We start from the raw sequence: 26,466 nt of genomic DNA on the forward strand, positions 1-26,466 counted from the left end.
TAAGTCATTGTCACGACTCTTTTCCCCGAGAATTTTCCAACCAGACCGCATATTTATTGAATATGCCGATTGCTCGTCATCATGGGGTATCACAGCAAGATGCCTCAGGTCGTTGCCCCCAAGGCGCACTGCAAGCCCTGATGCCGATAACCCCATTTATCGGCATCAGGGGGTTGCGGCCCCGTTCAAAACATTCAACCGACATCACACACCATCATGACTCATCCAGCACTTCCACCCGCCATGCCACTGTTCGATAGCGTGGACAACCTTGAGGCGGGCAATCCCCAGGTCAACCAGTACCTCGCCACCCTGAGTCTTGGCAAGGTCCCCGACGCGGGGATCGTCTATGAGCTGGCCGTCGACTGGCTGCTGGAGCAGCGCCACAGCGAAAACAACTACAAGACCTATCGCAGTGAGCTGACCACTTTTTTGCACTGGTGCTTTTGCGAGGTGGCCATCAGCCCCAGGGATCTCACCAGGCGCATCATGATGCGCTATCTCGACTATTGCCAGGCGCCACCGTCCGGACTGATTGCCTACCGCAACGTCGCCCAGTTCGTGCTCGACAAGGAGTGGGGGGAACGGTTGCCAAATCCCCTGTGGCGTCCGTTTCTTGGCAAGCGGGAACTGGGCCGGGAGCTGCCGTATCGACTGAGTGAGCAGGCGATGAAGACAAAACTCGCCATTTTGTCCGCCTTCTTCCAGTTTCTCATCCAGGAGGAGTACATGGATCGCAATCCGGCTCTCCTGCTGCAGCGGGTTAAACGTGCGGGCCCCCAAGAGGCTGGTGAAGACGCGCAATCCTTCACCGAGCTGCAATGGTCCTATGTGATGCAAGCCGCCGAGCAGCTCGCTGTCGAATGCCCGGCCCAACATGAGCGCAGCCGCTTTCTCATCTGTCTGATGTATGCCTGTTATCTGCGGATTTCCGAGGTGGCGGCCAGGCCGGGTTTCAGCCCCGTCATGGGCCAGTTTCGACGTGACGCCAAAACGGGCGTCTGGGGTTATGACATTCCCCGCAGCAAAGGCGGTAAACGTCGCACCGTGGCCGTTTCTCAGGCTCTGCTCGAAGCCCTGGCTCGCTATCGTACCTTTCTTGGCCTTTCGCCACTGCCGGCCCCCGGAGAGCAGACCCCGCTGTTCGTACGCCACAAGGCGGCGGCCCATGGCCGCGAACAAGGCGAACTCAATGCCAATCTGGGTATCCGCCAGCTACGAGACCTGGTAATGGCGGTATTTGAACAGGCCGCAAGCCTTGCCGAACAAGATGGTTTTGATCAGGATGCTGCTGAAATGCGAACCCTGACGCCGCACTCCATTCGTCACACCGGCATCACCCATGACATCAATCTGCACGGACGGCCTTTATCCCACGTACAAGCCGATGCGGGACACGACAGCATCGACACCACCTCCAAGTACCTGCATACCGGTAACCGGGAACGTCACGAGAGTGCCAGCCGCAAGCCGCTGGATCACTTGCTCGACCAGGACCGAACATATGATTGATAACCAGTGGTGAACAAATAAAGCTGCACTCATAACCAAGATGTTGGACCTAAAGGCAATCCTTGATTGACCATTCCCTGGGACTCATAAAACACGACACTGCGCATAATGTATATTATGTTAAATTAAGTATCTTGGTATTCTGTCACCCTCAACCGAACTGTGTATAATGGTGGCAATTGATCCTATCCCCGACCGGATGTCTTAAGTGGCTGAATTAACATCAGAACAATTAAAACCCGCTTTCTCGATTGAGCAGTTCCCCACACTGGGCGAACTCGACCCCATTCCGTTTGCCGCCCTGCAACCCAGAGCGATTTCGGGTATCAAACGGCTGGCCAGTTTTGATGGTGACTGCCCGGTCATGATCCTCAACGGTTTCCCCGGTGCAGATTACGAGAATGTCTGCCAGACCCTGATCGCCTCTTCGAATGGCAAGGATGGCGACCTGTTCGATCTCTGTTATACCGAGAATCTCAACAACCCTTTCAAACCCATCTGGCTGCGCCTGCAACCGGGCTCGGGTTTCGAGTTCTGCGAAATGGTCGGCGAGCTGCTCAAGCTGATGAGCCACCATCTCGACGCCGAGCGGCTGGTCACCCGGATCATCCGCAAACAGAACAACGACCCCAAGATCGTGGATTTCCTCTCCGATCTGGCCGCCCATGTCGCCCAGGGCCTCGAGTTCCAGCACCCGGTACTCATCAACCTGCTGATCCATCATGAGGATCAGCAAGCCCCTGTCGTCTACGGCCGTGACCTGAACTGGGATACCTTGTTCGGCTCCATCAACTATCAGACGGAACAAGGCTCCGTTTACGCCAACCAGCACCTTTTGGAACCTGGCCTGCTGCGGGAAGCCAACGGTGGTTATCTGGTACTTCAGCTTGATGAGCTGCTGGATCAGCCTCATCTCTGGTTCAAGCTCAAGAACGCCATGCAAAAAGGCGAGCTGGACTGGAATGCCTATCAGGAAGGCAAGACGCTGACACCGTTCTTCACCCCGGAGGCGACCCCCATCCGGTTCAAGTTGATCCTGGTCGGTGACAGGCTGGACGTGGCGGAATTCCAGATGCTGGACAGGGACATGGCGGAGCGCATCTTCCTGCGTGCCGATCTGGTCTCAGAAGTGAACATCGAGGAAGATCTCCCCGCCTTCCTGCAATATCTCGCCTGGCTGCGAGCGCGCTGGGCGCTGCTGGATTTCACCCCAGGTGCCCTCCTCGCCCTCTGTCGCCATGCCAGCCGCCTGTGTGACCACCAGGAGTGGCTATCCCTCTCCGAGGTACAGCTCGGCGCCATCATGCGCATGGCCGACAGTCTGGCCCGCGAGCTGGAAGCAACCTGCGTCACTGACGAACATATCCTGCTCGCCCTGGAAGAGCAGGATTACCGCCTCAACTATCTGGTGGAGCAATCGGATCAGGGTGTCATCGACGGCCAGATCCTGCTGCAGACCGACGGTGAAGAGGTTGGCCAGATCAACGGCCTTTCCGTCATCCAGGTGGCCGGCCATCCCTATGACTTCGGGGAGCCGGTACGTCTCACCGCGACCGTCCACCTCGGGGATGGCGATGTGGCTGACATCGAGCGCAAGGCGGAGCTCGCCGGGCACATTCACGCCAAGGCCATGATGATCATCCACGGCTACCTCTCCAACAAGTTCGGCGCAGAGAACCCCTCGCCGCTCTCGGCCAACCTGGTGTTCGAGCAGTCATACCACGAGATCGATGGTGACAGCGCCTCCCTGACCGGCCTGTGTGCCCTGCTCTCCGCCCTCGCCCGCCAGCCCATCTACCAGCACTTCGCCGTGACCGGTGCGGTCGACCAGTTCGGCAATGTGCAGGCCGTTGGCGGCGTGAACGAGAAGATTGAGGGCTTCTTCCGGGTGTGCAAGATCCACGGTCTCACCGGCAAGCAAGGCATTCTGCTACCCGGCACCAACGCCCAGCAGCTCAACCTCTCTGACGAAGTGATCGCGGCAGTAGAGGCCGGCCAGTTCCACATCCACCCGGTGGATCACGTGGAAGAGGCTATCGAGCTGCTCACCGGCTGCGTTGCTGGCGAACCGGACATGCCGGATACCCTGTTTGGTCGCATCCAGGAGAGACTGGACGAACTCAATGGCACGGCCACCAAGAGTGGCGGCCTGCTGCGCAGCCTGCTGGACCGGCTGCTTGGCCGTTAAATGAAGTGATCGGAGTTGTTTAGCGAACATCTGTAAGCTAAATTGGCCCGGCTTTGACCCATATGAAGGATAAACAGCGTGACCCTAGATAACGACACCACTGATCCCCGCCTCTCCCTGTGCGAACAAGGCAAAGAGTCCTTTACCCGTGAAGAGCTGCTTGCCTGCAGCCGTGGCGAATTATTTGGTGAAGGTAACAGCCAGCTGCCCGCCCCCAACATGCTGATGATGGATCGCATCGTCAAGATCAACGACCATGGCGGCGAGCACGGCAAGGGTGAAATCCTGGCTGAACTCGATATCACGCCGGATCTTTGGTTCTTCGACTGCCACTTCCCCGGCGATCCCGTCATGCCCGGCTGCCTGGGCCTGGATGCCATGTGGCAACTGGTCGGCTTCTTCCTGGGCTGGAAAGGGGGTCCTGGCAAAGGACGTGCGCTGGGTGTCGGTGAAGTCAAGTTCACCGGCCAGATCCTGCCGACGGCCAAGAAGGTCACCTACAAAATCACCTTCAAGCGCGTCATCAACCGCAAACTGGTCATGGGCATTGCCGATGGCGTCGTGGAAGTGGATGGTCGCCCCATCTACAGTGCCACCGATCTGAAAGTGGGCCTGTTCAAAGACACCACCGCATTCTGATCCTGCTCCTGGGTGAGCAGAGACAACGTAAAGGGGCCACGATGGCCCCTTTCCTTTTGTAATGAGTGATGAAGTATCGGTTACTTCATGAAGAGGCCTGAGCCTCGCCCTTCCATGGCATCGCGCCAACCACCAAGCCAATGGCCCCTGGCATCCAGGCACTGGTACGGACACGCTTCTTTCTGTTTGCCGACTACGCCAGCCTGATAACCACGAGCGCGAGCTCTCTCCAGACGGTCCCGTTTCTGTCTCTTCATCATCTACGACCCTCTTCGTGGAACAAAAAAAGCGACCAGTTTTTCACCGGTCGCCTTCATCTTTACCCCAGGGGGGAGGCAGGGTCAAACAAAAAATTCCATGCTATTCAGGGGTTGTGACACAAGATACTGAACTGCATTAATTTTTGATGACACTTACTTATCGCTGATAGCGACGCAGCCAGGCAAAGGGCAGCGCCAGCAGAGTCAACCAGAACAGGCTGCCGCCACCGCCCTCCCCACCATCCTGACCGGTCTGGTTGTTGACCGGCGCATTGCTGACCACATAGCTGGCCGGGGCATTGCCCTGATAATCCGCCACGGCCGGCGTCAGTTTGACGGCGACCACGGTGGCGTTGGCGCGTTTGTTGAGGTCGCTCTCGCTGTCATAGCGATACGCGGTCGCGGCAATGGTGCCGTCGCTGCTGATGCCGCTGGCGTAAGCGATGTGATAGTACTTGCCGTTCTGGGCACACTGCTTGTTGCCGGCGTCATCCTTGCCACAGATGAGATCGTTCAGATACCAGCTGTTGGCCGGGGCGGCCGCGTTCAGCAGGAAGGCTTCCTGCATGCGGTTGGTACCATTGACCACCGGTTGGGTCTGGTGACGGGAGTCGCGCCAGCCAACCACCATGTTGTGCTCGTTGATGGCGGCCGCTTCCGAGCCTGCCCCCGAGACCGGCTTGTCCTGGAGAGGAAGGCTGGCCGCCGTACCCGGCTTGCTCAGGTTGAACAGGAACATCTCCACCGGGCGGTTCTGGCCCTTGTTGATGCGATAGCGCTGGTTGCCGATCACGTAGCCGTTGTCGTTGACGGCCACGGCCCAGCTGTGTTGCAGCTTGGCATCGTCCTTGCCAGGCTCGCCATCCGGCAGCGGGATGATCTTGGTGGTGCCCACGGTGCCGGCAGCCGTATCCAGGGTCCAGTAGCTGGCGAGGTTGCGGCCATCCAGATCACCAGTGCCCACCTCCCCGGTGGAGCTGTAGCCCACGCCGTAGAGGGTGCCGTTGTACTTGGCCACGCCCAGTGCAGAGGCGGTTTGCAGCACCTCGTCACGCTGATGACCATAGGTGCCGGCCTGCATCAGCTTGTTGAACCCGCCCGAGCTGTTGAGCAGCCAGAAGCTCGCCTGGGTATCGACCCCGGGGCAGTAGCGGAAGTCACCGTACTGGCTGTCATTGCCCGTCTCGAAACACCACTTGTAGAAGTCACCGCCCACCTTGTGGCGATACTTGTCGCTGGCCGCGGTACCGGTCACCAGATACTGACCGTTGTCCAGCTTCTTGATGGAAGTGGGTACGCTCAGGCCGTGGGTGCTGGCCGCATCCTTGAGCTCGACCGGGTTGCCATCATTGACCACGGCAAAGGCGGTGCGCAGCTTGCCATTCATCTTGTAACCGACCCGATCCTCCGGGACATCCCCGAGGGCCGTCACCAGGCCATCAACCTCGGAGCTGGTCACGTAGCCCAGGTTGCTGCGTTGATCCACCTTGTCCAGGAAGTCGCGACGCCACTGGTAGGCAAAGCCCGAGTTGTCGCTCCAGAAGGAGTTGCAGACCGAGTTGGAGAGCATGCAACCCTGCTCGAAACGGAAACGATCGACCAGGAAGTCGGCAAACCGCACGGTGGAGAAGTATTCCGCCATGTTGTTCTTGGTGTTGAGCCCGATGAGGCCGTTGGCATCGCCGCTGATCCCGCTGGCATAGCCTTTGACTTCGTCATCGACGATGGTGAAAAAGGAGCTTTGTGCCGCCTGCGCGTTGAGGCTGGCGCCGACCAGGATGGCCAGCATGGATAATTGCTTTTTCATCTACTTCCTTAGTCTTGATGTTTCAACGCTTCCAACTCCTCCCAACGGGAGAAGGCGTGTTCCAATGCGGCCTCTGCCGCATTCAATGCATCCAGTTTGGGCTGGGTCTGCTCTGCTGGCAGAGAGAAGAAACCGGGGTGGTTAATCTCGGCCTGCAGGGCATCGAGTTCCATTTCCAACTGTTCCAGCCGGGCTGGCAGATTATCCAGCTCCAGTTGCAACTTGTAAGAGAGTTTTCGTGTTTTTTTCGCAGGCTCCGCTGCCGACGCGACAGGCTCTGCCACCTTGTTCTGGGTCGCCTTGGCCGTCTGTTGGGCGGCCTGCAGGGCTCGTGTGGCCATCATGTCGGCGTAGCCCCCGACATAATCGCTGATCCGTCCATCCCCTTCAAACAGCCAGCAGCCGGTCACGGTATTGTCGATGAAACGGCGATCGTGGCTGACCAGCAGCAGGGTGCCCGGGTAATCGGTGAGCAGCTCTTCCAGTAATTCCAGCGTTTCGACATCCAGGTCGTTGGTTGGTTCATCCAGAATCAACAAGTTACTGGGCTTGAGGAAGAGTTTGGCCAACAGTAGACGGTTTTTCTCGCCCCCTGACAAGGCCTTGACCGGTGTGCGCGCCCGCTTGGGCTCGAACAGGAAGTCCTGCAGGTAGCCAAGGATGTGACGGGAGCGGCCGCGAACCATCACCTCCTGCTTGCCCTCCCCCACGTTGTCCACCACCGTCTTCTCGGGATCGAGCTGCTCACGGTATTGATCGAAGTAGGCCACTTCCAGGTTGGTCCCCTGGCGCACCGAGCCACGGCTCGCCTCGAGCTGGCCCATCAGCAGCTTGATCAGGGTCGACTTGCCGCAGCCGTTAGGGCCCACCAGAGCAATCTTGTCCCCGCGCAGCACCTGCAGATCCAGTCCCTGGAACAGGGTGCGATCGCCAAAGTCCAGCCCCAGCCCCTCGGTCTCGAACACCAGCTTGCCGGAGCGGCCCGCCTCGTCCAGTTGCAGCTTGGCCTTGCCCTGCAGTTCCCGGCGCTGGGTGCGCTCCATGCGCATCGCCTTGAGGGCCCGCACCCGTCCCTCGTTGCGGGTACGACGCGCCTTGATCCCCTGGCGCACCCATACCTCTTCCTGGGCCAGCTTGCGGTCGAACTCGGCGTTTTTCAGCTCCTCGACCCGCAACCACTCCTCCTTGCCTTGCAGATATTCGTCGTAGTTGCCGGGCCAGGAGGTGATCACGCCGCGATCGAGATCGATGATCCGGGTCGCCAGCTTGTGGATGAACTCCCGGTCGTGGGAGATGAAGACGATGGCGCCGCGAAAGTCCTTGAGGAACTCTTCCAGCCAGTTGATGGCATCGATGTCCAGATGGTTGGTCGGCTCGTCCAGCAGCAACAGATCCGGGTCACACGCCAGGGCACGGGCCAGAGCCACCTTGCGCAGCCAGCCACCAGACAGACTGTCGAGCGTCACATCAGGGTCGAGATCGAGCAGGGTCAGCACCTGATTGATGCGGGTCTCGTACTGCCAGCCGTTCTGATAGTCGAGCTGCTCCTGCAACTGGCTCATGGTGCGAATGTTGGCATCGGAAGGGTCGTGCGCCAGGGCGTGGGAGACATGGTGATACTGCTTGAGCAGCTCCCCTACCCCGGCCAGCCCTTCTGCGGCGTAATCGAACACGGTGATCTCGCTCGAGGCGGGCGGATCCTGCTCGAGGCGGGTCACTTTCAAATCTTGTTGCAACACCAGACGGCCGTCGTCCAGCGGCAGTTCGCTGGCAATCACCTTCATCAGGGTGGACTTGCCCGCCCCGTTGCGACCCACCAGACAGAGGCGCTCGCCCCGCTCTATGGTGAGCTCGGCATGGTCGAGCAGCGGAAAATCACTGAACGACAGGGACGCGCCGTGCAATGTCAAAAGAGCCATGTTTGTTCCTTGTTGCTTATGAAAAAACGGGCGGCAGCGTGAGTCTGCCCCCGTTTTGTCGTCAAATCCTGCTCACCCCTGTGCCAGCCAGCCTTGCAGCTCCCTCAGGGTGAAGGGCCAGCCCAGCTCCCGGCCGGCACTGTCTTGCAGCACCGGGATGCGCACCCGGTAAGCCTCGAGCCAGGCCTCCTCCTCCAGGATGTCGCAGCGGCGGGTCTGCGCGGCCATCCCGGCCTGTTCCACCAGCGCCCACGCCTGTTCGCACAGGTGGCAGCCGTCGGTGTGAAACAGGGTCAGCATCAGCCTTGTGCCTCGGCGTGGGTGATGATCCAGCAGTTGTGGATATGCTGGTTGCGCTCGAAGTCCTTGGGCCGGGTCTTGTTCGTGATGTTCTGCGCCTTGAGACCGATGGCGTCAAGGCCGGCCAAGTCCATCTTGAAGTGGCGCTTGTTGTTGGAGAAGACCAGGGTGCCGTCCGCCGCGAGCAGGCGCTTGAGGTGCTGCATCAACAGCAGGTGATCCCGCTGCACGTCGAAGCTCTCGTCCATCCGCTTGGAGTTGGAGAAGGTGGGCGGATCGATGAAGATGAGGTCGTACTGCTCGTCGGCTTCCGACAACCACTTCAGACAATCCGCCTGCACGAACTTGTGCTCGCGGCCCACCAGCGAGTTGAGGCGCATGTTGTCCTGGGCCCAGTTGAGGTAGGTGCGCGACATGTCCACCGTGGTGGTTTCGCGGGCGCCGCCGAGCCCCGCGTGCACGGTGGCACTGCCGGTGTAGGCGAAGAGGTTCAGGAAGCGCTTGCCCTTTGCCATCTGGCCCAGCATGCGGCGGGTCTGGCGGTGGTCGAGGAAGAGGCCGGTGTCCAGATAGTCGTAGAGGTTGACCCAGAGGCGTGCACCGTACTCCTGCACCTCCATCCGGTGCTGCTCTTCGGAGAGCTTCTGGTACTGCTGTTTGCCTTCCTGGCGCTCGCGCACCTTCAGGATCACCTTCTCGCCGTCCATGCCGGTCACCTTGATGGCGGCCTGCACCATGTCCAGCAGACGCTGGCGGGTCTTCTGGGCGGGAATGTCCTTGGGCGCCGCGTACTCCTGTACCACCAGATAATCCTGATAGCGGTCGATGGCAGCGTTGTACTCCGGCAAGTCCGCGTCATAGAGGCGGTAGCAATCGAGGTTCTCCTTGCTCGCCCATTTCTCGAGGGTCTTCAGATTCTTGCGCAGACGGTTGGCAAAGTCCTGGGCCACCTCTTTCTGGGAAGCAACGGCATCGAGGGCGATCTGATAGTTGCGCAGCTGGCACTCGAGGGCGCCGTTGAACAGGCGATACTGCTTGTCGGCACGCAAGCGCAGGCAGCTCAGGAGTTCGGGAGAGGCGGAGAGAATGGTGACCTTCCACCCCTGGAAGCCGCGGCGCAGGGCATCGCCAAGGGCCTGATGCACTTCCAGCAACGCCGGGAATTCACCGAGACGCTCGCCATAGGGCGGGTTGGAGATAAGCATGCCGACCTGACGGCTCTCTCCTTCCACAGCCGGCATCGGCAGCGGATTTTCCAGCTTGGTGACATCGGCCTGCTTGAAGGTAATGAGATGGGCCACGCCGGCGGCCTTGGCGTTGTCACGGGCCTTCATCAGGACCCGGGTATCCGCATCGCAACCGAACAGTTTCACCTCGCAGCGCTGCATGCCGCGCTTGGCACGCACCTGGGCTTCCATCATCAGACTCTGCCACAGTTCACCATCGTGTTGCAGCCAGCGATCGAAACCGAAGCGCTCACGGCGCAGCGCAGGCGCCATGTCGGCAGCGATGAAGGCCGCTTCAATCAGCAGGGTACCGGAGCCGCACATGGGGTCCATCATGGGCTCGCCGGCCCAGCCGCTGCGGGCAATCATGGCCGCAGCCAGGTTCTCTTTGAGGGGCGCCTCGCCGGTGCCCTGGCGATAGAAGCGCTGGTGCAGCGCCGGGCCTGACAAGTCCAGCGTGATATTGGCCTTGCCTTTGCCAAGGTGCGCCATGATGCGAATGTCCGGGGACTTCTTGTCCACATCCGGGCGCACGTGACCGCGCTTGGTGAAGCGATCGACGATGGCGTCCTTGATCTTCAGGGCGCCGTACTGGGTATTGCGAATGGAGGCGTTGGTACCGGTAAAGTCCACCGCGATGGTGGCGGTACCGGAGAAGTGATCTTCCCAGGGAATGGTATGGGCCCCGAGGTAGAGGTCCAGATCGTCGTTCATCTGGAACTCGGAGAGCACCAGCACGATTCGGGAGGCAAAGCGGCTCCATAGACAGGCCTTGTAGCCGATGGCCAGTTCGCCCTTGAAATGGACGCCGGCCACGGTCTCACGGACCTGCTCCGCACCCAGATTGGTCAGCTCGACGGCCAGCAGGTTTTCCAGCCCCTTGGGGCAGGTTGCAAAAAATTCTTTCATCACGCTCACGGGGATGCCATAAAAATAGTGCCGCATTATACCTTATCGGCCCGCGCTCGGCACTCGAACCTTGGACAAAGGCGCCATATAAACGGCAAGAGGCGCGGCAAACGCTCCCCTCCCCCTTGCGGGCGACAGGATCCCGCTCCTGGCTGGCAGTTGTCTACCATCACATTCGTAAAGAATTCGAAAATCTTGCCCGGACCAGGCAGAAAATGGTCGTGACGACCAGACGAAGGAAAAAGACAAATAATGGAACAAGAGAGAGACTGAGCGCTTAAATATCAGACCAATATAGCAGGCCTATAACGGACTTATTCGTCGCCATATAACGGCCCCATCGTCAGCCCACTTCCCGATATTGTGTCTGTGCCCGGACTCTGGCTTGCATCCGGTTATTCATCACCTTGATCACGGCAAAGCGCGGCAGCGTCTTGCTGTTGGTCAGCACCAGTTCGTCGGTCAGGTTCAGGCAAACGCTCGCCTGATCGCCGGCTTCGATGACCATGAATTCCCCCCGACCGTGGGGAGTATCCATCCACACCAGGGATCCCATCTCTGGAATAACATGAGCCTGCTGTTCATGAAAGAACCAGCTTTGCGGCATCAGGGGTTTATAAAAACGGCTGACGACGATGGCATTGAGGACCAGCTGGACCTGGTGGGGCGTACTCCAGTCGAGTTCAGCGGCCTTGTCCATCAACTGGTAATAGAGGGCGGCATCATCCACACAAAAAGGCTGGGTGGTGAAAGAACAGGGAACAAGTTGCCGACCTTTATATTCGGTGGCAAATATCATGCGATCGGACAAATCCAGCATCAGGCGATCATCCTGAGCGTCATAATGCCACTGCCAATTGTCATTGGGTTGAATACACATGGTGGTGCCCTTATCTAAGCCGTCCCTCGACTTTATTCCATGTCGAGAATTTGAGCAACGTTAAATAAGGGCAACCGGTTATTTTTTAAATATGGGTAACGATCTCTTTGACCAGACTCGGCCCTTTATAAATAAAGCCGCTGTAAATCTGGACAAGACTGGCACCCGCCGCCAGTTTTTCCCGAGCCGCCATGGCGCTGTCGATACCACCCACGCCGATAATGGGCAGGGCGCCGTCGAGGGCCTTGGCCAGGTGGCGGATCACCTCGGTGCTCTTGTGCTGGAGCGGACGACCGCTAAGCCCGCCGGCCTCTGCGGCATGGGGCATGTCATATATCATCTCCCGCTCCAGAGTGGTATTGGTGGCGATGACACCGTCAATACGGTTCTTGATCAAAGAGGCGGCTACCTGATCTATTTCATCGAGTGACAGATCCGGGGCAATTTTCACGGCCAGCGGCACATACTTTTTATATTTCTCGGCCAGCTCCTGTTGGCGCTGTTTCAATGCGGCCAGCAGTTCATCCAGCGCATCGCCATATTGCAATTGACGCAGACCCGGGGTGTTTGGTGAGGAAATATTGACCGCAATATAACCGGCGTGGTCATACACCTTGTCCATGCAGAGAAGGTAATCATCCTTGCCCTGCTCGATGGGGGTGTCCTTGTTCTTGCCGATATTGATGCCGATCACCCCCTGATATTTGGCCTCTTTCACCTTGGCCACCAGATGATCGACGCCCTTGTTGTTGAAGCCCATGCGATTGATGATCCCCTCGGCCGGGATCACCCGGAAGAGACGTGGCTTGTCATTGCCGCTCTGGGGTCTGGGGGTCACGGTACCGACCTCGATGAAACCGAACCCCATGGCGCCGAAGGCATCTATGCACTCCCCGTCTTTATCCAGACCGGCGGCCAACCCCACCGGATTGGCAAAATTAAGCCCCATGACGGTGACGGGGCGTTTGGGCAGAGAGTGGCGGAAGAAACAATCAAGCGGGGTACCGAGAAGGCGGGGCAAATATTTGATGGAGAGATCGTGAGCCTGCTCCGGATTGAGTTTGAACAGGAAATGCCTGGCGAGTGGGTACAGCATGCTTGCTCCTTAAAAAAAGCCCCGGCAACTGGCCGGGGCTTTTGGGGTTATGCCGAGGTTCGGCAATTCAACTGGAGCAGGTTCAACTCTCGCAAGGCCACCGAGAACTTGGCGAACTCGTGCGTGCTCGTGGTCTTGAAGTCGGCCAACATGTGGGTCCAACGGGACAAGAGTTGCTCATGCTCCGAAATCCAGTCGGCCAGTATGGTAGCGCATTCCCCCTGCTCTTTGCACCCTTCCAGTACCACGGAGGTGAGGCTGCGTTGCTGCCAGTCCAGATCTTCGCGGAAGGAGGCCCGCGCCATCGCCTGCCAGTGGTTGCCCACCGGCTGATGGTTGATCTGTTCGAGGAACCAGTGCAGATCCAGCTTGGCGCCCAGGCGGTAGTAGACGTTGGCAACCCGCAGGATGTCGGTCTTGTGCTCCGCAGCAATCTGCGCCAGATCCAGGCAGGAGAAGAGGCTGCTCATGTGGGCCACGCGACGGGCGATGGCCTCCGGCACCTGTTTCTCCACCAGGGCGGCGACCGCCTGGCTGTGTTCGGCCACTTCGCTTTCGTCCATTACCTCATAAAGGTGCTGACTCAGGGTCTCGAAGGCCGGGCGGAAGAAGGCGATGTTCTCGCCGATGCTCCAGCTGCGGTTGCGGGCGCGCAGGAACCAGCGGGTGGCGCGGCGTACGATGCGGCGGCTGTAGAACATCAGCTCGAGCTGGGTCTGGGCATCCACCCCGTTGTCACACCCTTCGATGTCACGCCACAGGGCGCCGAGGCCGAACACTTCCCGGGCCATGGCGAAGCAGCAGGCCACTTCCGCCACCGAGGCACCGGTCTCGTCCTTCATCCGGCTGGCGAAGTTGAGCCCCATGTCGTTGACCAGCATGTTGGCCACCCGGGTCGCGATGATCTCGCCTCGTAGCGGGTGCTGGGCCAGGGCAGCGCCAAATTGCTGCTGCAACTGGGTCGGGAAGCTGGTGACCAGCATGTTGGCGAGGAAGGGCTCCTCGGTCACTTCCGGGCAGTTGAGCTGCTCTTTGAGCACCATCTTGCCGTAGGCCACCAGCACCGCCAGCTCGGGTCGGGTCAACCCCTGCCCTGCCGCCATCCGCTCGGAGAGCTCCTCGTCGGAGGGGAGGAACTCGAGCGCCCGGTCCAGCTTGCCTTCCCGCTCCAGCCCCTGGATGAAGCGCTGCTGCTCTTTCAGCTGCTCGGCACCACGGAAGGCGGTCACCGAGATGGATTGTGACTGGCGGTAGGCGTTGGTGATGACCACCTGGGCCACCGCATCCGTCATCTCGTAGAGCATCTGGTTGCGCTGCTTGAGGGTCAGGTCACCGGCCGCCACCAATTGGTTCAGCAGGATCTTGATGTTGACCTCGTTGTCGGAGCAATCCACCCCGCCCACGTTGTCGGTGAAGTCGGTGTTGATGCGACCACCCTGACTGGCGTACTCCACCCGGCCAAGCTGGGTGAAGCCCAGGTTGCCACCCTCGCCCACGATGCGGGCACGCAGGTCACGCCCATTGACCCGCAGCACGTCGTTGCTGCGATCCCCGACGTCGGCGTCGCTCTCGCGGGCGCTCTTCACATAGGTGCCGATGCCGCCGTTCCAGAGCAGGTCGACGTTCAGGCAGAGCAGCGCCTTGATCAGCTCGTTCGGGGCCATGCCGCTCTTGTCGGTGCCGAGCAGGGTCTGCATTTCCGGGCTCAGCTTGATGGACTTGGCAGAGCGCAGGAAGATGCCGCCCCCCTTGGAGATGAGCTCACGGTTGTAGTCATCCCAGCTCGAGCCCGGCAGCTCGAACAGGCGCTTGCGCTCGACGAAGCTCCTGGCCGCATCCGGGGTCGGGTCGACGAAGATGTGCATGTGGTTGAAGGCGCCCACCAGCTGGATGTGCTCGGAGAGCAGCATGCCGTTGCCGAACACGTCGCCGGCCATGTCGCCTATCCCCACGCAGGTGAAGTCGGTGGTCTGGCAGTTGATGCCGATCTCACGGAAGTGGCGCTTGACCGATTCCCAGGCGCCGCGGGCGGTGATGCCCATCTTCTTGTGGTCATAGCCCACCGAGCCGCCGGAGGCAAACGCATCGCCGAGCCAGTGGCCGTATTCGAGGCTTATCTCGTTGGCGATGTCGGAGAAGGTGGCAGTGCCTTTGTCGGCGGCCACGACCAGGTAATAATCATCCTCGTCGTGACGCACCACGGATTTTGGCGGGATCACCTCGCCGCCGATGATATTGTCGGTCACATCGAGCAGGCCGCGGATGAACAGACGGTAGCAGGCCTTGCCCTCCTCCTGGATGACGGCACGGGGCGCCCCCGCCGGCATCTGCTTGCAATAGAAGCCGCCCTTGGCGCCCACCGGCACGATGACGGTGTTCTTCACCTGCTGAGCTTTCACCAGACCCAGCACTTCGGTGCGGAAGTCCTCTTTGCGATCGGACCAGCGCAGGCCGCCACGGGCCACCTTGCCCCAGCGCAGGTGTACTCCTTCCACTCGCGGGGAGTAGACGAAGATCTCGAACTTCGGCAGCGGCAGCGGCATGTCGGTGATGCAGGAGGGGGCCAGCTTGAAGGAGATGTAGGGCTTGATGTTGCCCGCCTTGTCCAGCTGGTAGTAGTTGGTGCGCAGGGTGGCGTCGATCATCTCCACATAGCGGCGAATGATGCGATCGTCATCCAGGTTGGCGACCTGATCCAGCTTGGCGGCGAGCTGCTCGTGCAGCTTGGCGGATGCCTTGGCATCTTGCGATGGCACCTTGGCATCCTGCTTGATGGCCGGATCCAGGCGCTGTTCGAACAGGGTGAACAGCAGCTGGGCGATGTCCGGATAACGGGTCAGGGTCTCCTCGATATAGGACTGGCTGAAGGAGACGCCGGTCTGGCGCATGTATTTGGCATAGGCCCGCAGCACGGATACCTGACGACCGGTGAGGCCGGCCCCCAGCACCAGACGGTTGAAGCCGTCATCTTCCAGGGTCTTGTTCCAGATGGCGGCGAAGGCCTGTTGGAAGCGCTGCTGGCTCTGCTCCAGATCGAACGGTTGCTCGCCCCGCAGCAGCATGGAGAAATCGAGGATCCAGAACACCTCGCCGGTGGGGGTCCGTACCTGATACGGGGTCTCGCCGATGACGCGCAGCCCCATGTTTTCGAGCATGGGCAGGACGTCGGAGAGGTGGATGGGTTCGCTTCGGTGGAACAGCTTGAGGCGTACCCGGCGATCGTTCTCCTCCTCCTGGGCGCGGTAGAACAGCATGCCAAGCGGCTCGGCCTCGCTCAATCCATCCAGGGCCATGATGTCCGCGACGGCAGAGCCCGGCAGCACATCTTCCTTGTAGGCGCGGGGGAAGGCGGTGCTGAAACGGCGGCGCAGTTCGTTGCCGCGGGCCTCGCCATAGTGGGAAAGCAGCACGGAATCCAGGCGGTCATCCCAGCTGCGGGCCGCTTCAATCAGGTTGTTCTGTACTTCGTTCACATCCACATCCACGTTGTTGTTGTTGACCCGCACTATGTAGTGGGTCCGTGCCAGCACACCCTCGGTGAAGTAGACGTTGAACTCCACATCGATGCTGCTGCCAAAATATTTCTGCAAAATCTGCTGGGTCTTGACCCGCAGCGCCGTGTTGTAGCGCTCCTTGGTGACATAGACCATGCAGGAGAAGAAGCGGCCGTAGACGTCGCGGCGCACGAACAGGCGCAGCATGTCCCGCTCCTGCATCTCCAGCACCCCGAGACCGGTGGCCAGCAGCTCCTCTTCACGGGCCTGGATCAGCTCGTCGCGCGGGTAGGTTTCCAGCACGTTCAGCAGCGCCTTGTAGGCATGGGAGCCCGATTCAAAGCCGGAGGCGGCCATGATGCGCTCGAGGCGGTGGCTGATGAGGGGGATCTGGGTCGCACTGGTGTTGTAGATGGAGGAGGCATACAAGCCGATGAAGCGATCCTCTCCCACCACCTTGCCGTGCTCGTCGAAACGCTTGATGCCGATGTAGTCCACATAGGCCGGACGATGCACCCGGGACTTGCTGTTGGACTTGGTGAGGATCAGCAAGTCGGAACTGAGGGCCGCGTGACGGGCGCTGGCGGGCATGGTGCCGAGGCGCTGGCCTTCGTCCTTGATGGAGTTCTTCATCAGCCCCAGGCTGGACTCGGGCTGCGGCAGGATCTCGTGATCCCCCTCCACCGCCTTGACGTCGTAGCGACGATAACCCATCAGGGTGAAGTTGTGGGCGGCCACCCATTTGAGGAAGGCGACGCAGGAGTCCACCTCGGCCTGGCTGACCGGGTTCTTGCGTTTGGGCAGCTCCTCGATGATCTCGTTCAGGCGCGCCAGCATGGGCTGCCAGTCTCCCACCGCCAGGGCCACTTCCCGCGCCACCGAGTTGAGCTCGGCAGTCAGGGCGTCCATCTCCTCTTCACCGGTCAGGTGATCGATTTCGATGAGGAAGGCGGTTTCCACCGAGGTCTGCTCTGCGGTGTTGTCCAGATCCAGGATGGCGCCAATCTTGCCGCCTTCGCCGCGGATCAGGTGCAGCGGCTGGTGCAGCATCATGTGGGCGGTGATATTGAGACGCTTGAGCGCCATGCGGATGGAGTCCACCAGGAAGGGGGAATCCTGCAGGATGATCTCGACGATGGTATGGGGAGACTGCCATCCGTGGCGGGTCAGCTCGGGGTTGTAGACCCGGATATAGGGCTCGATGCCGGTACGGTGGTTGAGGGCATTCCACAGACTGAGGGCGGCGCCATAGAGATCGCTGTCATTGCGGTCATGCAGATCAGTACTGGCCATGTTGCCGTAGAACTTGGCAACGAAACATTCGACCAGGGAGGCACTGTTTTTCGGCAATTTCTGGTGGATCAGACTGAGAACGTTTTCGAGCAGAACGGAGGTAGGGGCGTCTTTCAATGCCATTGCTAGTTTCCTTATCGGACGACATCACAGACACGGCGACATCCACCCAGGATGCCCACCGGTACAGAGTTGCAGCGAAGTGTAATGGCTTGGATCAAGGAAGGCGAGCAAAGGTGATAACGGGATGTTAAAAACAAGGGGCAGATCACGGCTTGGGTTGTGATAAATTTTGCCAAGTTGGCAAAATTCAGAAAATCGCACTGGATGTCGCGCCATTTACCGGATAGATAGTGACTTAAAGCAGATATTTACCCGGATTGATGTTCAATTTTTGTTAATTTATGCGTTCCAGGGAAATGAAGCGATGATCGTCCTGGGTTTTCAGTCGAAAGTAGCCGTGAACGCCGCTCTCCGACACAAAACGCCGGATTTTCTCCAACCCCAGCTCCAGGGTCAGACCCTGCTCGGTACGTACCACCAGGCGGTTCACCTGCCCCTGGTACATCAACATGATCTCGTCGCGGCCAAGGGAGAGCCGAAAAGTGTATTGCCTCATGTCACCTCCTGGTCATCCATGAAAAACGGGCAGGAGAGCCAGACTCCCCTGCCCGCCGTCGTGACGCTTACTGTGCCAGCGCCTTGCTCACCTTCTCGAACAGATCCCGCGCCAGCCCGTCCAGGTTGGCCAGGCGGGTCAGCTCGGCGCGAACCAGCGCCTTGCGCCCCTCATCGAGCCGCTTGAACTGGATAAGCGGGGTGATGAGGCGGGACGCCACCTGGGGATTGACCTCGTTGAGCTCGATCAAGAGATCGGTCAGGAAGCGATAGCCGCTGCCATCGGCGGCGTGGAACTGCACCTGGTTGCTCATGGCGAAGCTGCCGATGAGCGCCCGCAGCCGGTTCGGGTTGCGGATGCTGAAGGTCGGGTGCGCCATCGCCTGCTTCACGTCATGGAGCACATCCTTGGCCGGCTTGGCCCCCACCAGCCGCAGCCAGTTGTCCAGTACCAGGCCATCATGGGCCCACTTGCCTTCGAAGTCGGCCAAGAGCGCAGCGCGGCACGGCAGCAGATGGCTGTTGGCCACCTGGAGCGCCGCCAGGGTGTCGGTCATGTTGTCGGCAGCCCCGTACTGCTCGCGCACCAGGGTATCGGCCTTCGCGGCATCCAGCGCCGCCAGATAACCCAGCACCACACCCTTGAGGGCCCGCTTGGCCATGTCGGCATGGACCACCTGATAAGCCGGCAGACGCAGGCTCTCGTAGCACGCCAGCAGGCGGTCGCCAAAGGCGTGGGCCAGAGCAGTCTGAATGCCGTTGCGCACCTGATGGATGGCGTCGATGTCGGCTACCTCGAACAGCTCGGCCAGGGTCGCCTCTCCCGGCAGGGCCAGGATCTCTGCCTTGAGGGCGGGATCCAGTGCAGCCTCGTCCAGAATGGCGACAAAGGCCGCCAGCAGGGTGTGGGAGAGTTCAATCCCCTGCCCGTGCTGGACCCGGGCAACCCCGTCGATCACCGCCTTGTTGATCAGCATCTGGGCCGCATCCCAGCGGGCAAACTCGTTGCGGGCATGGCGCATCAGGAAGGCCAGGGCCTCGTCGCTGTAGTCATAGTGCAGCTTGACCGGGGCGGAGAAGTCCCGCAGCAGGGAAGGTACTGGCCTGACCGGTACCCGATCGAATTCGAAAGTCTGCTGTGCTTCCAGCACGTCCAGCACATTGCCAATGGCCTTGCCCTGGTATTGCAGCGCAATAACGGCACCCTGCTCATCGTAGAGCTCGATGTCGAGGGGGATATGCAGCGGCAGCTTTTGTGGCTGATCCTGGGTCGGCGGCGTGTACTGGCTCACGTGCAGACGATAGACACCGCTTTCGGCATCGTATTCGTCGGTCACGGTGAGCTCGGGGGTGCCGGACTGGCTGTACCAGCGGCGGAATCGAGCGAGATCCACCCCGGAGGCATCCTCCATCGCCTGCACGAAGTCGTCGCAGGTGGCGGCAGAGCCGTCGTGACGCTCGAAGTAGAGTCGCATGCCCGCCTGGAAGGCGTCCTCCCCCAGCAGGGTGTGCATCATGCGGATCACTTCAGAGCCCTTCTCGTAGACGGTCAGGGTGTAGAAGTTGTTCATCTCGATCACCACATCCGGGCGGATGGGGTGGGCCATGGGGCCGGCGTCTTCGGCAAACTGCGGACCGCGCACGGTGCGCACGTTGTTGATGCGGTTGACGCCGCGCGACCCCAGATCGGAAGAGAACTCCTGATCCCGGAACACCGTCAGCCCCTCTTTGAGGCTTAACTGGAACCAGTCGCGGCAGGTGACGCGGTTGCCGGTCCAGTTGTGGAAGTATTCGTGGCCGATCACCCGCTCGATGCCGTGGTAGTCCGCATCGGTGGCAGTGGCCGGGTTGGCCAGCACGAACTTGGAGTTGAAGATGTTGAGCCCCTTGTTCTCCATGGCCCCCATGTTGAAAAAGTCCACCGCCACGATCATGTAGATGTCGAGGTCATACTCGAGGCCGAAACGCTGCTCGTCCCAGCGCATGGAGTTGATGAGGCTCTCCATGGCGAAACCGGCGCGGTCCAGGTTGCCCTTGTCCACGAAGATCTCGAGCGCCACCTGGCGGCCGCTTTTGGTAATGAAGTGGTTGCGTTCCACGTCGAAGTCACCGGCAACCAGGGCAAACAGGTAACTCGGTTTGGGGAAGGGATCCTGCCACTGCACGAAGTGGCGACCGTCGTCCAGATCGCCGCTCGCGACCTTGTTGCCATTGGAGAGCAGATAGGGGTACTTGGCCTTGTCGGCGGTGATGCGGGTACTGTAACGGGCCAGGATGTCTGGCCTGTCCATGTAATAGGTGATACGACGAAAGCCCTCGGCCTCGCACTGGGTGCAATAGGCATCGCCGGATTTGTAGAGCCCCTCCAGCGCCGTGTTGGCGGCGGGATCAATGTCGGTGACCACGGTCAGCACGCACTCGGCCGGCAGGTTGAACAGGGTCAGGCTGCTCTCTCCCTGCTCGTATTGCTGATAGGGCACGCCATCCACACTGACACTGACAAGGTCAAGCCCCTCGCCGTCCAGCACCAGGGGCTCGTTGTGATCGCCGCTGCGACGCAAACGGGAGATGGCGGTGACCCGGGTCAGGGGCTCTTGCAGCTGAAAATCGAGATCCAGGCTGTCACACCAATAGAGGGGAGCCTGGTAATCCTGGCGATATTTGGCCGTCATGGCCTGAGGTTGTTCAGTCATTATTGTGTGCTTCCACGCTTTGTTATTGACGTGTCAGAGGCTGTCACAAGGCTCGGACAGGGTCAAATAGTTTGCATTCAGGCAAAAGAAAGGGCGACCCGAGTCGCCCTTGTCATTTCGTTGCCAGCATCAGCTCTTCTTGCTGAGGGTGGCCAGATCCGCCGTGATGTTGGCCGCTTCCACCTGGTATTCGTCAGGTGCCTCGAAATCGGTCGGCAGTTCATCCAGGCTCTTCACCGTCGGCTTGCCAAGACGGGTCAGCCGCTCGTTGGCTCGCGCCAGCGCCTTCTCGTCCTGTTTGGCCTGTTCAGCCAGCCGCTCGGCTTCGTTCAGGGAGACCGACTTCTTGTCCTTGTCCGCCTGATACTCCTTGATGTCCTGCAGCACATAGGCAAATTCCGGATCCTTGGTGATCCGTGCCTCGTGGGCCGCTTTCAGCTTGGGCAGCAGGCTGGAGAAGTCCCCCAGTCGCTCGTAGCTGGCCGAGGCAATCTTGTCCCAGGGCAAGGCGTTGAACTCGCGGCTCTCCCCCGTCTCCTCCGGCGCCACTGCGGTCGGGAAGGCGATATCGGGTGCAACCCCTTTGTTCTGGGTACTGCCGCCATCGATACGGTAGAACTTGGCGATGGTGTACTGCACGTGACCCAGCGGCTGCTCGTAGAAGTCATAGACCTTGGCGAGGCTGCGATGCTGCTGCACCGTCCCCTTGCCAAACGAGTTTTCGCCGAGGATCAGCGCACGACCATAGTCCTGCATGGCGGCAGCGAAGATCTCGGAGGCCGAGGCGCTGTAGCGGTCGATCATCACCGACATGGGGCCACCGTAGTAGACATTGCCGTCGTCGTCGCCATTGACGGTGATGCGACCCATGTGATCACGGATCTGCACCACGGGGCCGCTGGCAAAGAAGAGACCGCTCAGAGCGGAGGCTTCCGTCAGGGCACCGCCACCGTTGCCGCGCAGATCGACGATGAGGCCGTCGATCTTCTGCTTGTTGAGGCTGGAGATCTCCTTGATCACGTCGTCGTGCAGGTTGACGTAGAAGCTCGGGATCTCGAGCACGCCGATCTTCTTGCCCTCGGCGGTGATCACCTTGGACTTGGCGGCTCTGTCTTCCAGACGCACCTTGTCACGCACCAGCTCCACCAGCTCGGTCTTGGCGGTCGCGCCCTTGCCGCGCTGGATCTCCAGCTTCACCTTGCTGCCCTTGGGCCCCTTGATGAGCTCGACCACGTCGTCAAGACGCCAACCTATGACATCCACAATCTTGCCGTCGTCCTGCCCCACCCCGGTGATCTTGTCATCGGGTTTCAGGTGATTGGACTTGGCCGCCGGGCCGCCGGGCACCAGGGAGCGGATGACGGTAAAGTCATCTTCCGCCTGCAGCACGGCGCCAATCCCCTCCAGCGAGAGGTTCATCTCGGTGTTGAACCGATCGGCGCTGCGCGGAGACAGATAGCTGGTGTGCGGTTCGATGGCGCGGGCGAAGGAGTTCATGAAGAGCTGGAACACGTCCTCGCTCTCGGTCTGGGACATCCGCTTGATGGCGTTGTTGTAACGCTTGCCAAGCAGCTCCTTGATCTCGGGCCACTCCTTGCCGCTGAGCTTGAGGCTCAGGGCATCGAACTTGACCCGCTGACGCCACAGCTCGTTGAGCTCGGCTTCATCCTTGGGCCAGGGAGCCCCTTCCCGATCGAAGACGTAATTGTCTTTCTGGGTAAAATCGAAGGGAGTGTCGAGCAGTTTGAGGGCGTATTCGAACCGCTCGTACCGCCGCTGCTGACTCAGGTTGAACATCTCGTAGGCCGGAGCCAGCCGCCCTCGCTCGAGGTCGGTGTCAAAACCGGTACGATATTTCTCAAAACGGCTGATGTCAGAGGCCAGAAACAGGTTGCGGCTGTAGTCCAGATTCTCCAGATATTTGTCAAAGATCACGGAGGAAAAGGCGTCGTCCAGCTTGAACTGTTTGTAGTGGGAGCGGGTAAACAGATTGGCAATTCGCTTGCTGGCCGTAGCATGTTGGCTCTCTTGAGCCAACACAGGCAAATCACTTTCCTTGAGCACCGGCTCGATGGCCTGTGCGAGCCCGGCAAGCGCCAGGCTACAGGCAACGAGTGAAAAACGAATCACGCCATGCTTCAACATTCGTCTCCTTAGAGAACCAGATGCTCGAACTTGACCCGCAACATCATGCCGGTCTGCAATTGAACCTGTACGTCATCCTTGGTCACTTCCTTGATGGTCGCAGGCACAGGGGACTTGCCCAGCACGACGCGCACGCCCTGCTCGACTTTCAGAGTAGCGGCATCCACTTTCACCAGCGGCGCATCGGCGACCGGTGCAGCCTTGGGAGCAGGGGCGGACTTGGGCTTGTCGGAGCGGGGAGCGTCAGCCTTGCGCGGCGCGTTGCGACGCGGCTGCTTGGGCTTGTCTTCCTTCTCCTTGGTGTTGGTGCGGCGGCTGGCAAAGACACGTTCCTTGCTCTCCTTGAGCGCCTGTTTGGCATGCTCGATGTGCTCTTCGGTGAGCAGCTCGCCCGGGTTGCCGTCCAGATCGACACGGGCCTGGCCAGCCTTGAGGCCATGCAGGTAACGCCAGCTGGAGGTGTATTGACGCAGAGCAGAGCGCAGCATGGTCTTGGAGACTCTCTCGTCATCAGCAAGACGCGCGGCCAGATCCTGGAAGATGCCAATCTTGAGTGGCTTGGCCTCTCCTTCAGCGATGAAGCAGGCCGGGAATTTCTCGACCAGGTAGGCGACGATCTCTTTACTGTTCTTCAGCTTTTCAGTGTTTTCCATGTATAACCTTGGCTTTCATATAGACGCACGGGCATGCCCGAACACAACAAAGGCCCCATTATAGAGAGCTTGGGACCTTTTGCGAACCATCTAGCAATGACTTAGAGCATGCTTTCCAAAATTTGCACCGTTTCTTCGAGGCCAATCCGGTCCTGCTCGTCAAAGCGGTTAAAGATTGGACTGTCGATGTCCAGCACCCCGATGATCTCCCCGCCACGGCGCAGCGGGATCACGATTTCCGAGTTGCTGGCACCGTCGCACGCAATGTGCCCCGCAAACTGGTGCACGTCGTCCACCAACTGGGTCTTGCCCTCGGCCACCGCTGTGCCACAGACGCCGCGCCCGACCGGGATGCGCACACAGGCCGGCTTGCCCTGGAACGGGCCGAGCACCAGGGTCTCGCCCTGCAGCAGGTAGAAACCAACCCAGTTGATGTCAGCCAGTTCCTGATTGAGCAGGGCAGACAGGTTTGCCAGGGTGGCGATCATGTCGGGTTCGCCCTCCAGCAATGCCTGGGCCTGCTGGTTGAGCGTGCGATAAAATGCTTGTTTTTCAATCATGATTAAATGAACTTCACTCCTTGATAATCAATGCAAGGTACCGTCCTGCCTGAAAATTTCAAATCAATTTTCAATTATCCCCCCTCCTGGGGCTCGATGAGAGTCCGTTCAACGTGCCGCCCCCAACATCAGTTGATGGCGCTGGCCATTGCTCCACTCGATGGTCAGGAGCCAGTCCATCGCCTCGGTCGTACAACTTCCCACCTGGGTTACCCCTCGCCACCCCGCTTGGCTGGGTTCAAACTGCACAGGGATGAGCCCCATGAACATCTCCTTGCCCTCGAGCCAGGCCTTGACCGGCGTGATGGCCGGCACACCCCCTTGAAGGCGCAGGACAAAGTCATGTTCAGGGCGGATCGGCAAGCCATCGATGCTGACCGTCAGCGGGCGATCCCCGACGATGAGGCGGCAGGGGCTGTGGGACAGATCACAAATCTGAACATTGGTGTCCTCTTCATGATCGCTTCCAGTGCCTGAAAACCAGGTTCGATAGGCCATCAGGGAGAGCAAAATGACCAGCACCATGGACAGGTGGACGATTTTGCGTGAAGTGAGTCTCTCTTTCATGAAAAAACAGCTCTGTAAGGTACTTTGAAAATGTAATTTTCGTGATCTGGCGCAAGGTAAAAACTGGCGGACATGAGACCCGCTGGAGCCAAATATATCACTGTTTGTACTGTTATTTTACCGGTCATTTCAGTATCATTCTCAATGGATTTTCATTTAACCACCTTTTGCTTTTCCTTTTATTAACAGATGTTAACGAGAGGATTTTGCAAAACCGGGGTGAAAATGGCCCAGGACACCGGGCAACACAAACAACAGCATCGGAAGCGGAATACAACGATGAGCCATACAACAAACCACCCTGAGTACAACTACACCGTTGTGCGCCAGTTCACCGTCATGACGATTGTCTGGGGTATCGTCGGCATGTCGGTGGGTGTATTGATTGCAGCCCAGCTGATCTGGCCTGCCCTCAACTTCGACACCCCCTGGCTGACGTACAGCCGTCTGCGTCCCCTGCATACCAATGCGGTCATCTTCGCATTTGGTTGCAGCGCCCTGATGGCCACCTCCTTCTACGTGGTGCAACGCACCTGTCAGGTCCGGCTGTTTGGTGGTCCCCTCGCCTCCTTCGTGTTCTGGGGCTGGCAGGCGATCATTCTGTCTGCAGCCATCTCGCTGCCGCTGGGGTACACCACCTCCAAAGAGTACGCCGAGCTGGAGTGGCCCATCGACATCGCCATCGCCGTGGTCTGGGTGAGCTATGCCATCGTCTTCTTCGGCACCCTGGTCAAGCGCACCACCTCCCACATCTATGTGGCGAACTGGTTCTTCGGTGCCTTCATCATCACGGTGGCCGTACTGCACATCGTCAACAACATGGAAGTGCCGCTCTCCGGCATGAAGTCCTACTCCATGTACTCCGGTGCCATGGATGCCATGGTGCAGTGGTGGTATGGCCACAACGCGGTGGGCTTCCTGCTGACGGCGGGCTTCCTTGGCATGATGTACTATTTCGTGCCCAAGCAGGCGGGTCGCCCCGTCTACTCCTACCGCCTCTCCATCGTGCACTTCTGGGCGCTGATCTCCCTCTATATCTGGGCCGGTCCGCACCACCTGCACTATACCGCCCTGCCTGACTGGGCCCAGTCGCTGGGCATGGTGATGTCCCTCATCCTGTTCGTGCCCTCCTGGGGCGGCATGATCAACGGCATCATGACCCTCTCGGGTGCCTGGCACAAGCTGCGTTATGACCCCATCCTGCGCTTCCTGATCGTCTCCCTGTCGTTCTACGGCATGTCGACCTTCGAAGGCCCCATGATGGCGATCAAGACCGTCAACGCCCTCTCCCACTACACCGACTGGACTATCGGTCACGTTCACTCCGGTGCCCTGGGCTGGGTTGCCATGGTGTCCATCGGTGCCGTCTACCACCTGATCCCGAACCTGTTCGGGCAGGGGCGCATGTACAGCATCAAGCTCATCAACGTCCACTTCTGGCTGGCCACCGTGGGCACCGTGCTCTATATCGTCGCCATGTGGATTTCCGGTGTGATGCAGGGCCTGATGTGGCGTGCGGTCAACGACGACGGCACCCTGACCTACAGCTTCGTGGAGGCGCTGCAAGCTTCCTATCCCTTCTACTTCGTGCGCTTCCTGGGTGGCTGCTTCTTCGTCACCGGCATGCTGCTGATGGCCTACAACGCCTATCGCACCGTCACTGCGCCCAAGGGTTCTCTGGAACCCGTCGCACAGCCAGCCTGATTT

18 protein-coding genes are annotated in these 26,466 nt (G+C 59.7%); 4 read left to right on the forward strand and 14 right to left on the reverse strand.

The window, feature by feature from the left end:
* The first annotated feature begins 216 nt into the window (after nucleotides 1-216).
* From BGO64_RS00630 to fabA, 3 genes are all read left to right on the forward strand, one after another.
* Nucleotides 217-1,512 (forward strand): tyrosine-type recombinase/integrase, encoded by a 1,296-nt coding sequence (locus BGO64_RS00630; RefSeq protein WP_286699975.1) that lies wholly within the window; start codon nucleotides 217-219, stop codon nucleotides 1,510-1,512.
* A 208-nt stretch (nucleotides 1,513-1,720) separates the two neighbouring features.
* Nucleotides 1,721-3,700: a Lon protease family protein gene (locus tag BGO64_RS00635; protein WP_042017065.1), complete on the forward strand. Its 1,980-nt coding sequence runs from the start codon at nucleotides 1,721-1,723 to the stop codon at nucleotides 3,698-3,700.
* A gap of 78 nt (nucleotides 3,701-3,778) precedes the next feature.
* On the forward strand, nucleotides 3,779-4,339 hold the full coding sequence (fabA, locus tag BGO64_RS00640) for a 3-hydroxyacyl-[acyl-carrier-protein] dehydratase FabA (protein WP_010674758.1): 561 nt from the start codon (nucleotides 3,779-3,781) through the stop codon (nucleotides 4,337-4,339).
* Between the two features lie 80 nt (nucleotides 4,340-4,419).
* On the opposite strand, the gene rmf is transcribed toward fabA, so the two are convergent.
* From rmf to BGO64_RS00710, 14 genes are all read right to left on the reverse strand, one after another.
* A complete protein-coding gene (gene rmf, locus BGO64_RS00645; RefSeq protein ID WP_005315693.1) occupies nucleotides 4,420-4,599 on the reverse strand; it encodes a ribosome modulation factor in 180 nt (59 codons plus the stop codon).
* 157 nt (nucleotides 4,600-4,756) lie between these two features.
* Complete coding sequence (locus BGO64_RS00650) at nucleotides 4,757-6,406, reverse strand: DUF3466 family protein (RefSeq protein ID WP_010674760.1); 1,650 nt, start codon at nucleotides 6,404-6,406, stop codon at nucleotides 4,757-4,759.
* A gap of 8 nt (nucleotides 6,407-6,414) precedes the next feature.
* Complete coding sequence (gene uup / locus BGO64_RS00655; RefSeq protein WP_214003222.1) at nucleotides 6,415-8,325, reverse strand: ATP-binding cassette ATPase Uup; 1,911 nt, start codon at nucleotides 8,323-8,325, stop codon at nucleotides 6,415-6,417.
* 72 nt (nucleotides 8,326-8,397) lie between these two features.
* On the reverse strand, nucleotides 8,398-8,625 hold the full coding sequence (locus tag BGO64_RS00660) for a glutaredoxin family protein (RefSeq protein ID WP_042017071.1): 228 nt from the start codon (nucleotides 8,623-8,625) through the stop codon (nucleotides 8,398-8,400).
* Nucleotides 8,625-10,796: a bifunctional 23S rRNA (guanine(2069)-N(7))-methyltransferase RlmK/23S rRNA (guanine(2445)-N(2))-methyltransferase RlmL gene (gene rlmKL, locus BGO64_RS00665; RefSeq protein WP_042879482.1), complete on the reverse strand. Its 2,172-nt coding sequence runs from the start codon at nucleotides 10,794-10,796 to the stop codon at nucleotides 8,625-8,627. Before rlmKL ends, BGO64_RS00660 begins: the two co-directional genes overlap by 1 nt.
* Before the next feature lie 307 nt (nucleotides 10,797-11,103).
* Nucleotides 11,104-11,640 (reverse strand): cell division protein ZapC, encoded by a 537-nt coding sequence (locus BGO64_RS00670; RefSeq protein ID WP_286699976.1) that lies wholly within the window; start codon nucleotides 11,638-11,640, stop codon nucleotides 11,104-11,106.
* 85 nt (nucleotides 11,641-11,725) lie between these two features.
* Nucleotides 11,726-12,736 carry a quinone-dependent dihydroorotate dehydrogenase gene (pyrD, locus tag BGO64_RS00675; RefSeq protein WP_039040791.1) on the reverse strand — a complete coding sequence of 337 codons (1,011 nt, stop codon included), beginning with the start codon at nucleotides 12,734-12,736 and terminating at the stop codon, nucleotides 11,726-11,728.
* 47 nt (nucleotides 12,737-12,783) lie between these two features.
* Nucleotides 12,784-17,646 carry an NAD-glutamate dehydrogenase gene (locus BGO64_RS00680; RefSeq protein ID WP_286699977.1) on the reverse strand — a complete coding sequence of 1,621 codons (4,863 nt, stop codon included), beginning with the start codon at nucleotides 17,644-17,646 and terminating at the stop codon, nucleotides 12,784-12,786.
* 274 nt (nucleotides 17,647-17,920) lie between these two features.
* Entirely contained in the window at nucleotides 17,921-18,142 is a 222-nt protein-coding gene (locus BGO64_RS00685) for a DUF2835 family protein (RefSeq protein ID WP_010674767.1), read from the reverse strand.
* A gap of 67 nt (nucleotides 18,143-18,209) precedes the next feature.
* Nucleotides 18,210-20,834 (reverse strand): aminopeptidase N, encoded by a 2,625-nt coding sequence (gene pepN, locus BGO64_RS00690; protein ID WP_286699978.1) that lies wholly within the window; start codon nucleotides 20,832-20,834, stop codon nucleotides 18,210-18,212.
* Nucleotides 20,835-20,963: 129 nt separating this feature from the next.
* Nucleotides 20,964-22,979, reverse strand: a complete 2,016-nt coding sequence (gene prc / locus BGO64_RS00695) for a carboxy terminal-processing peptidase (RefSeq protein WP_286699979.1) — start codon at nucleotides 22,977-22,979, stop codon at nucleotides 20,964-20,966.
* An 8-nt stretch (nucleotides 22,980-22,987) separates the two neighbouring features.
* Nucleotides 22,988-23,632 (reverse strand): RNA chaperone ProQ, encoded by a 645-nt coding sequence (gene proQ, locus BGO64_RS00700; protein ID WP_010674770.1) that lies wholly within the window; start codon nucleotides 23,630-23,632, stop codon nucleotides 22,988-22,990.
* A gap of 101 nt (nucleotides 23,633-23,733) precedes the next feature.
* On the reverse strand, nucleotides 23,734-24,192 hold the full coding sequence (msrC, locus tag BGO64_RS00705; RefSeq protein WP_010674771.1) for a free L-methionine (R)-S-oxide reductase MsrC: 459 nt from the start codon (nucleotides 24,190-24,192) through the stop codon (nucleotides 23,734-23,736).
* Nucleotides 24,193-24,300: 108 nt separating this feature from the next.
* The gene (locus BGO64_RS00710) at nucleotides 24,301-24,759 is read right to left on the reverse strand and encodes a hypothetical protein (RefSeq protein WP_286699980.1); all 459 of its coding nucleotides are present in this window, start codon (nucleotides 24,757-24,759) and stop codon (nucleotides 24,301-24,303) included.
* Between the two features lie 279 nt (nucleotides 24,760-25,038).
* On the opposite strand from BGO64_RS00710, the gene ccoN reads away from it, so the two are divergent.
* On the forward strand, nucleotides 25,039-26,463 hold the full coding sequence (gene ccoN / locus BGO64_RS00715; RefSeq protein WP_010674773.1) for a cytochrome-c oxidase, cbb3-type subunit I: 1,425 nt from the start codon (nucleotides 25,039-25,041) through the stop codon (nucleotides 26,461-26,463).
* Nucleotides 26,464-26,466 lie beyond the last annotated feature (3 nt).

The organism is Aeromonas sp. 62-46, assembly GCF_001898585.1.
In the GTDB taxonomy this organism is placed as follows: domain Bacteria; phylum Pseudomonadota; class Gammaproteobacteria; order Enterobacterales; family Aeromonadaceae; genus Aeromonas; species Aeromonas caviae.

Coding starts and splice junctions, on each gene's coding strand:
- BGO64_RS00630 (WP_286699975.1), top strand. CDS start 217: ATGACTCATCCAGCACTTCCACCCGCCATGCCACTGTTCGATAGCGTG.
- rmf (WP_005315693.1), bottom strand. CDS start 4,599: ATGATGAAGAGACAGAAACGGGACCGTCTGGAGAGAGCTCGCGCTCGT.
- BGO64_RS00650 (WP_010674760.1), bottom strand. CDS start 6,406: ATGAAAAAGCAATTATCCATGCTGGCCATCCTGGTCGGCGCCAGCCTC.
- uup (WP_214003222.1), bottom strand. CDS start 8,325: ATGGCTCTTTTGACATTGCACGGCGCGTCCCTGTCGTTCAGTGATTTT.
- BGO64_RS00660 (WP_042017071.1), bottom strand. CDS start 8,625: ATGCTGACCCTGTTTCACACCGACGGCTGCCACCTGTGCGAACAGGCG.
- rlmKL (WP_042879482.1), bottom strand. CDS start 10,796: ATGCGGCACTATTTTTATGGCATCCCCGTGAGCGTGATGAAAGAATTT.
- BGO64_RS00670 (WP_286699976.1), bottom strand. CDS start 11,640: ATGTGTATTCAACCCAATGACAATTGGCAGTGGCATTATGACGCTCAG.
- pyrD (WP_039040791.1), bottom strand. CDS start 12,736: ATGCTGTACCCACTCGCCAGGCATTTCCTGTTCAAACTCAATCCGGAG.
- BGO64_RS00680 (WP_286699977.1), bottom strand. CDS start 17,646: ATGGCATTGAAAGACGCCCCTACCTCCGTTCTGCTCGAAAACGTTCTC.
- BGO64_RS00685 (WP_010674767.1), bottom strand. CDS start 18,142: ATGAGGCAATACACTTTTCGGCTCTCCCTTGGCCGCGACGAGATCATG.
- pepN (WP_286699978.1), bottom strand. CDS start 20,834: ATGACTGAACAACCTCAGGCCATGACGGCCAAATATCGCCAGGATTAC.
- prc (WP_286699979.1), bottom strand. CDS start 22,979: ATGTTGAAGCATGGCGTGATTCGTTTTTCACTCGTTGCCTGTAGCCTG.
- proQ (WP_010674770.1), bottom strand. CDS start 23,632: ATGGAAAACACTGAAAAGCTGAAGAACAGTAAAGAGATCGTCGCCTAC.
- msrC (WP_010674771.1), bottom strand. CDS start 24,192: ATGATTGAAAAACAAGCATTTTATCGCACGCTCAACCAGCAGGCCCAG.
- BGO64_RS00710 (WP_286699980.1), bottom strand. CDS start 24,759: ATGAAAGAGAGACTCACTTCACGCAAAATCGTCCACCTGTCCATGGTG.
- ccoN (WP_010674773.1), top strand. CDS start 25,039: ATGAGCCATACAACAAACCACCCTGAGTACAACTACACCGTTGTGCGC.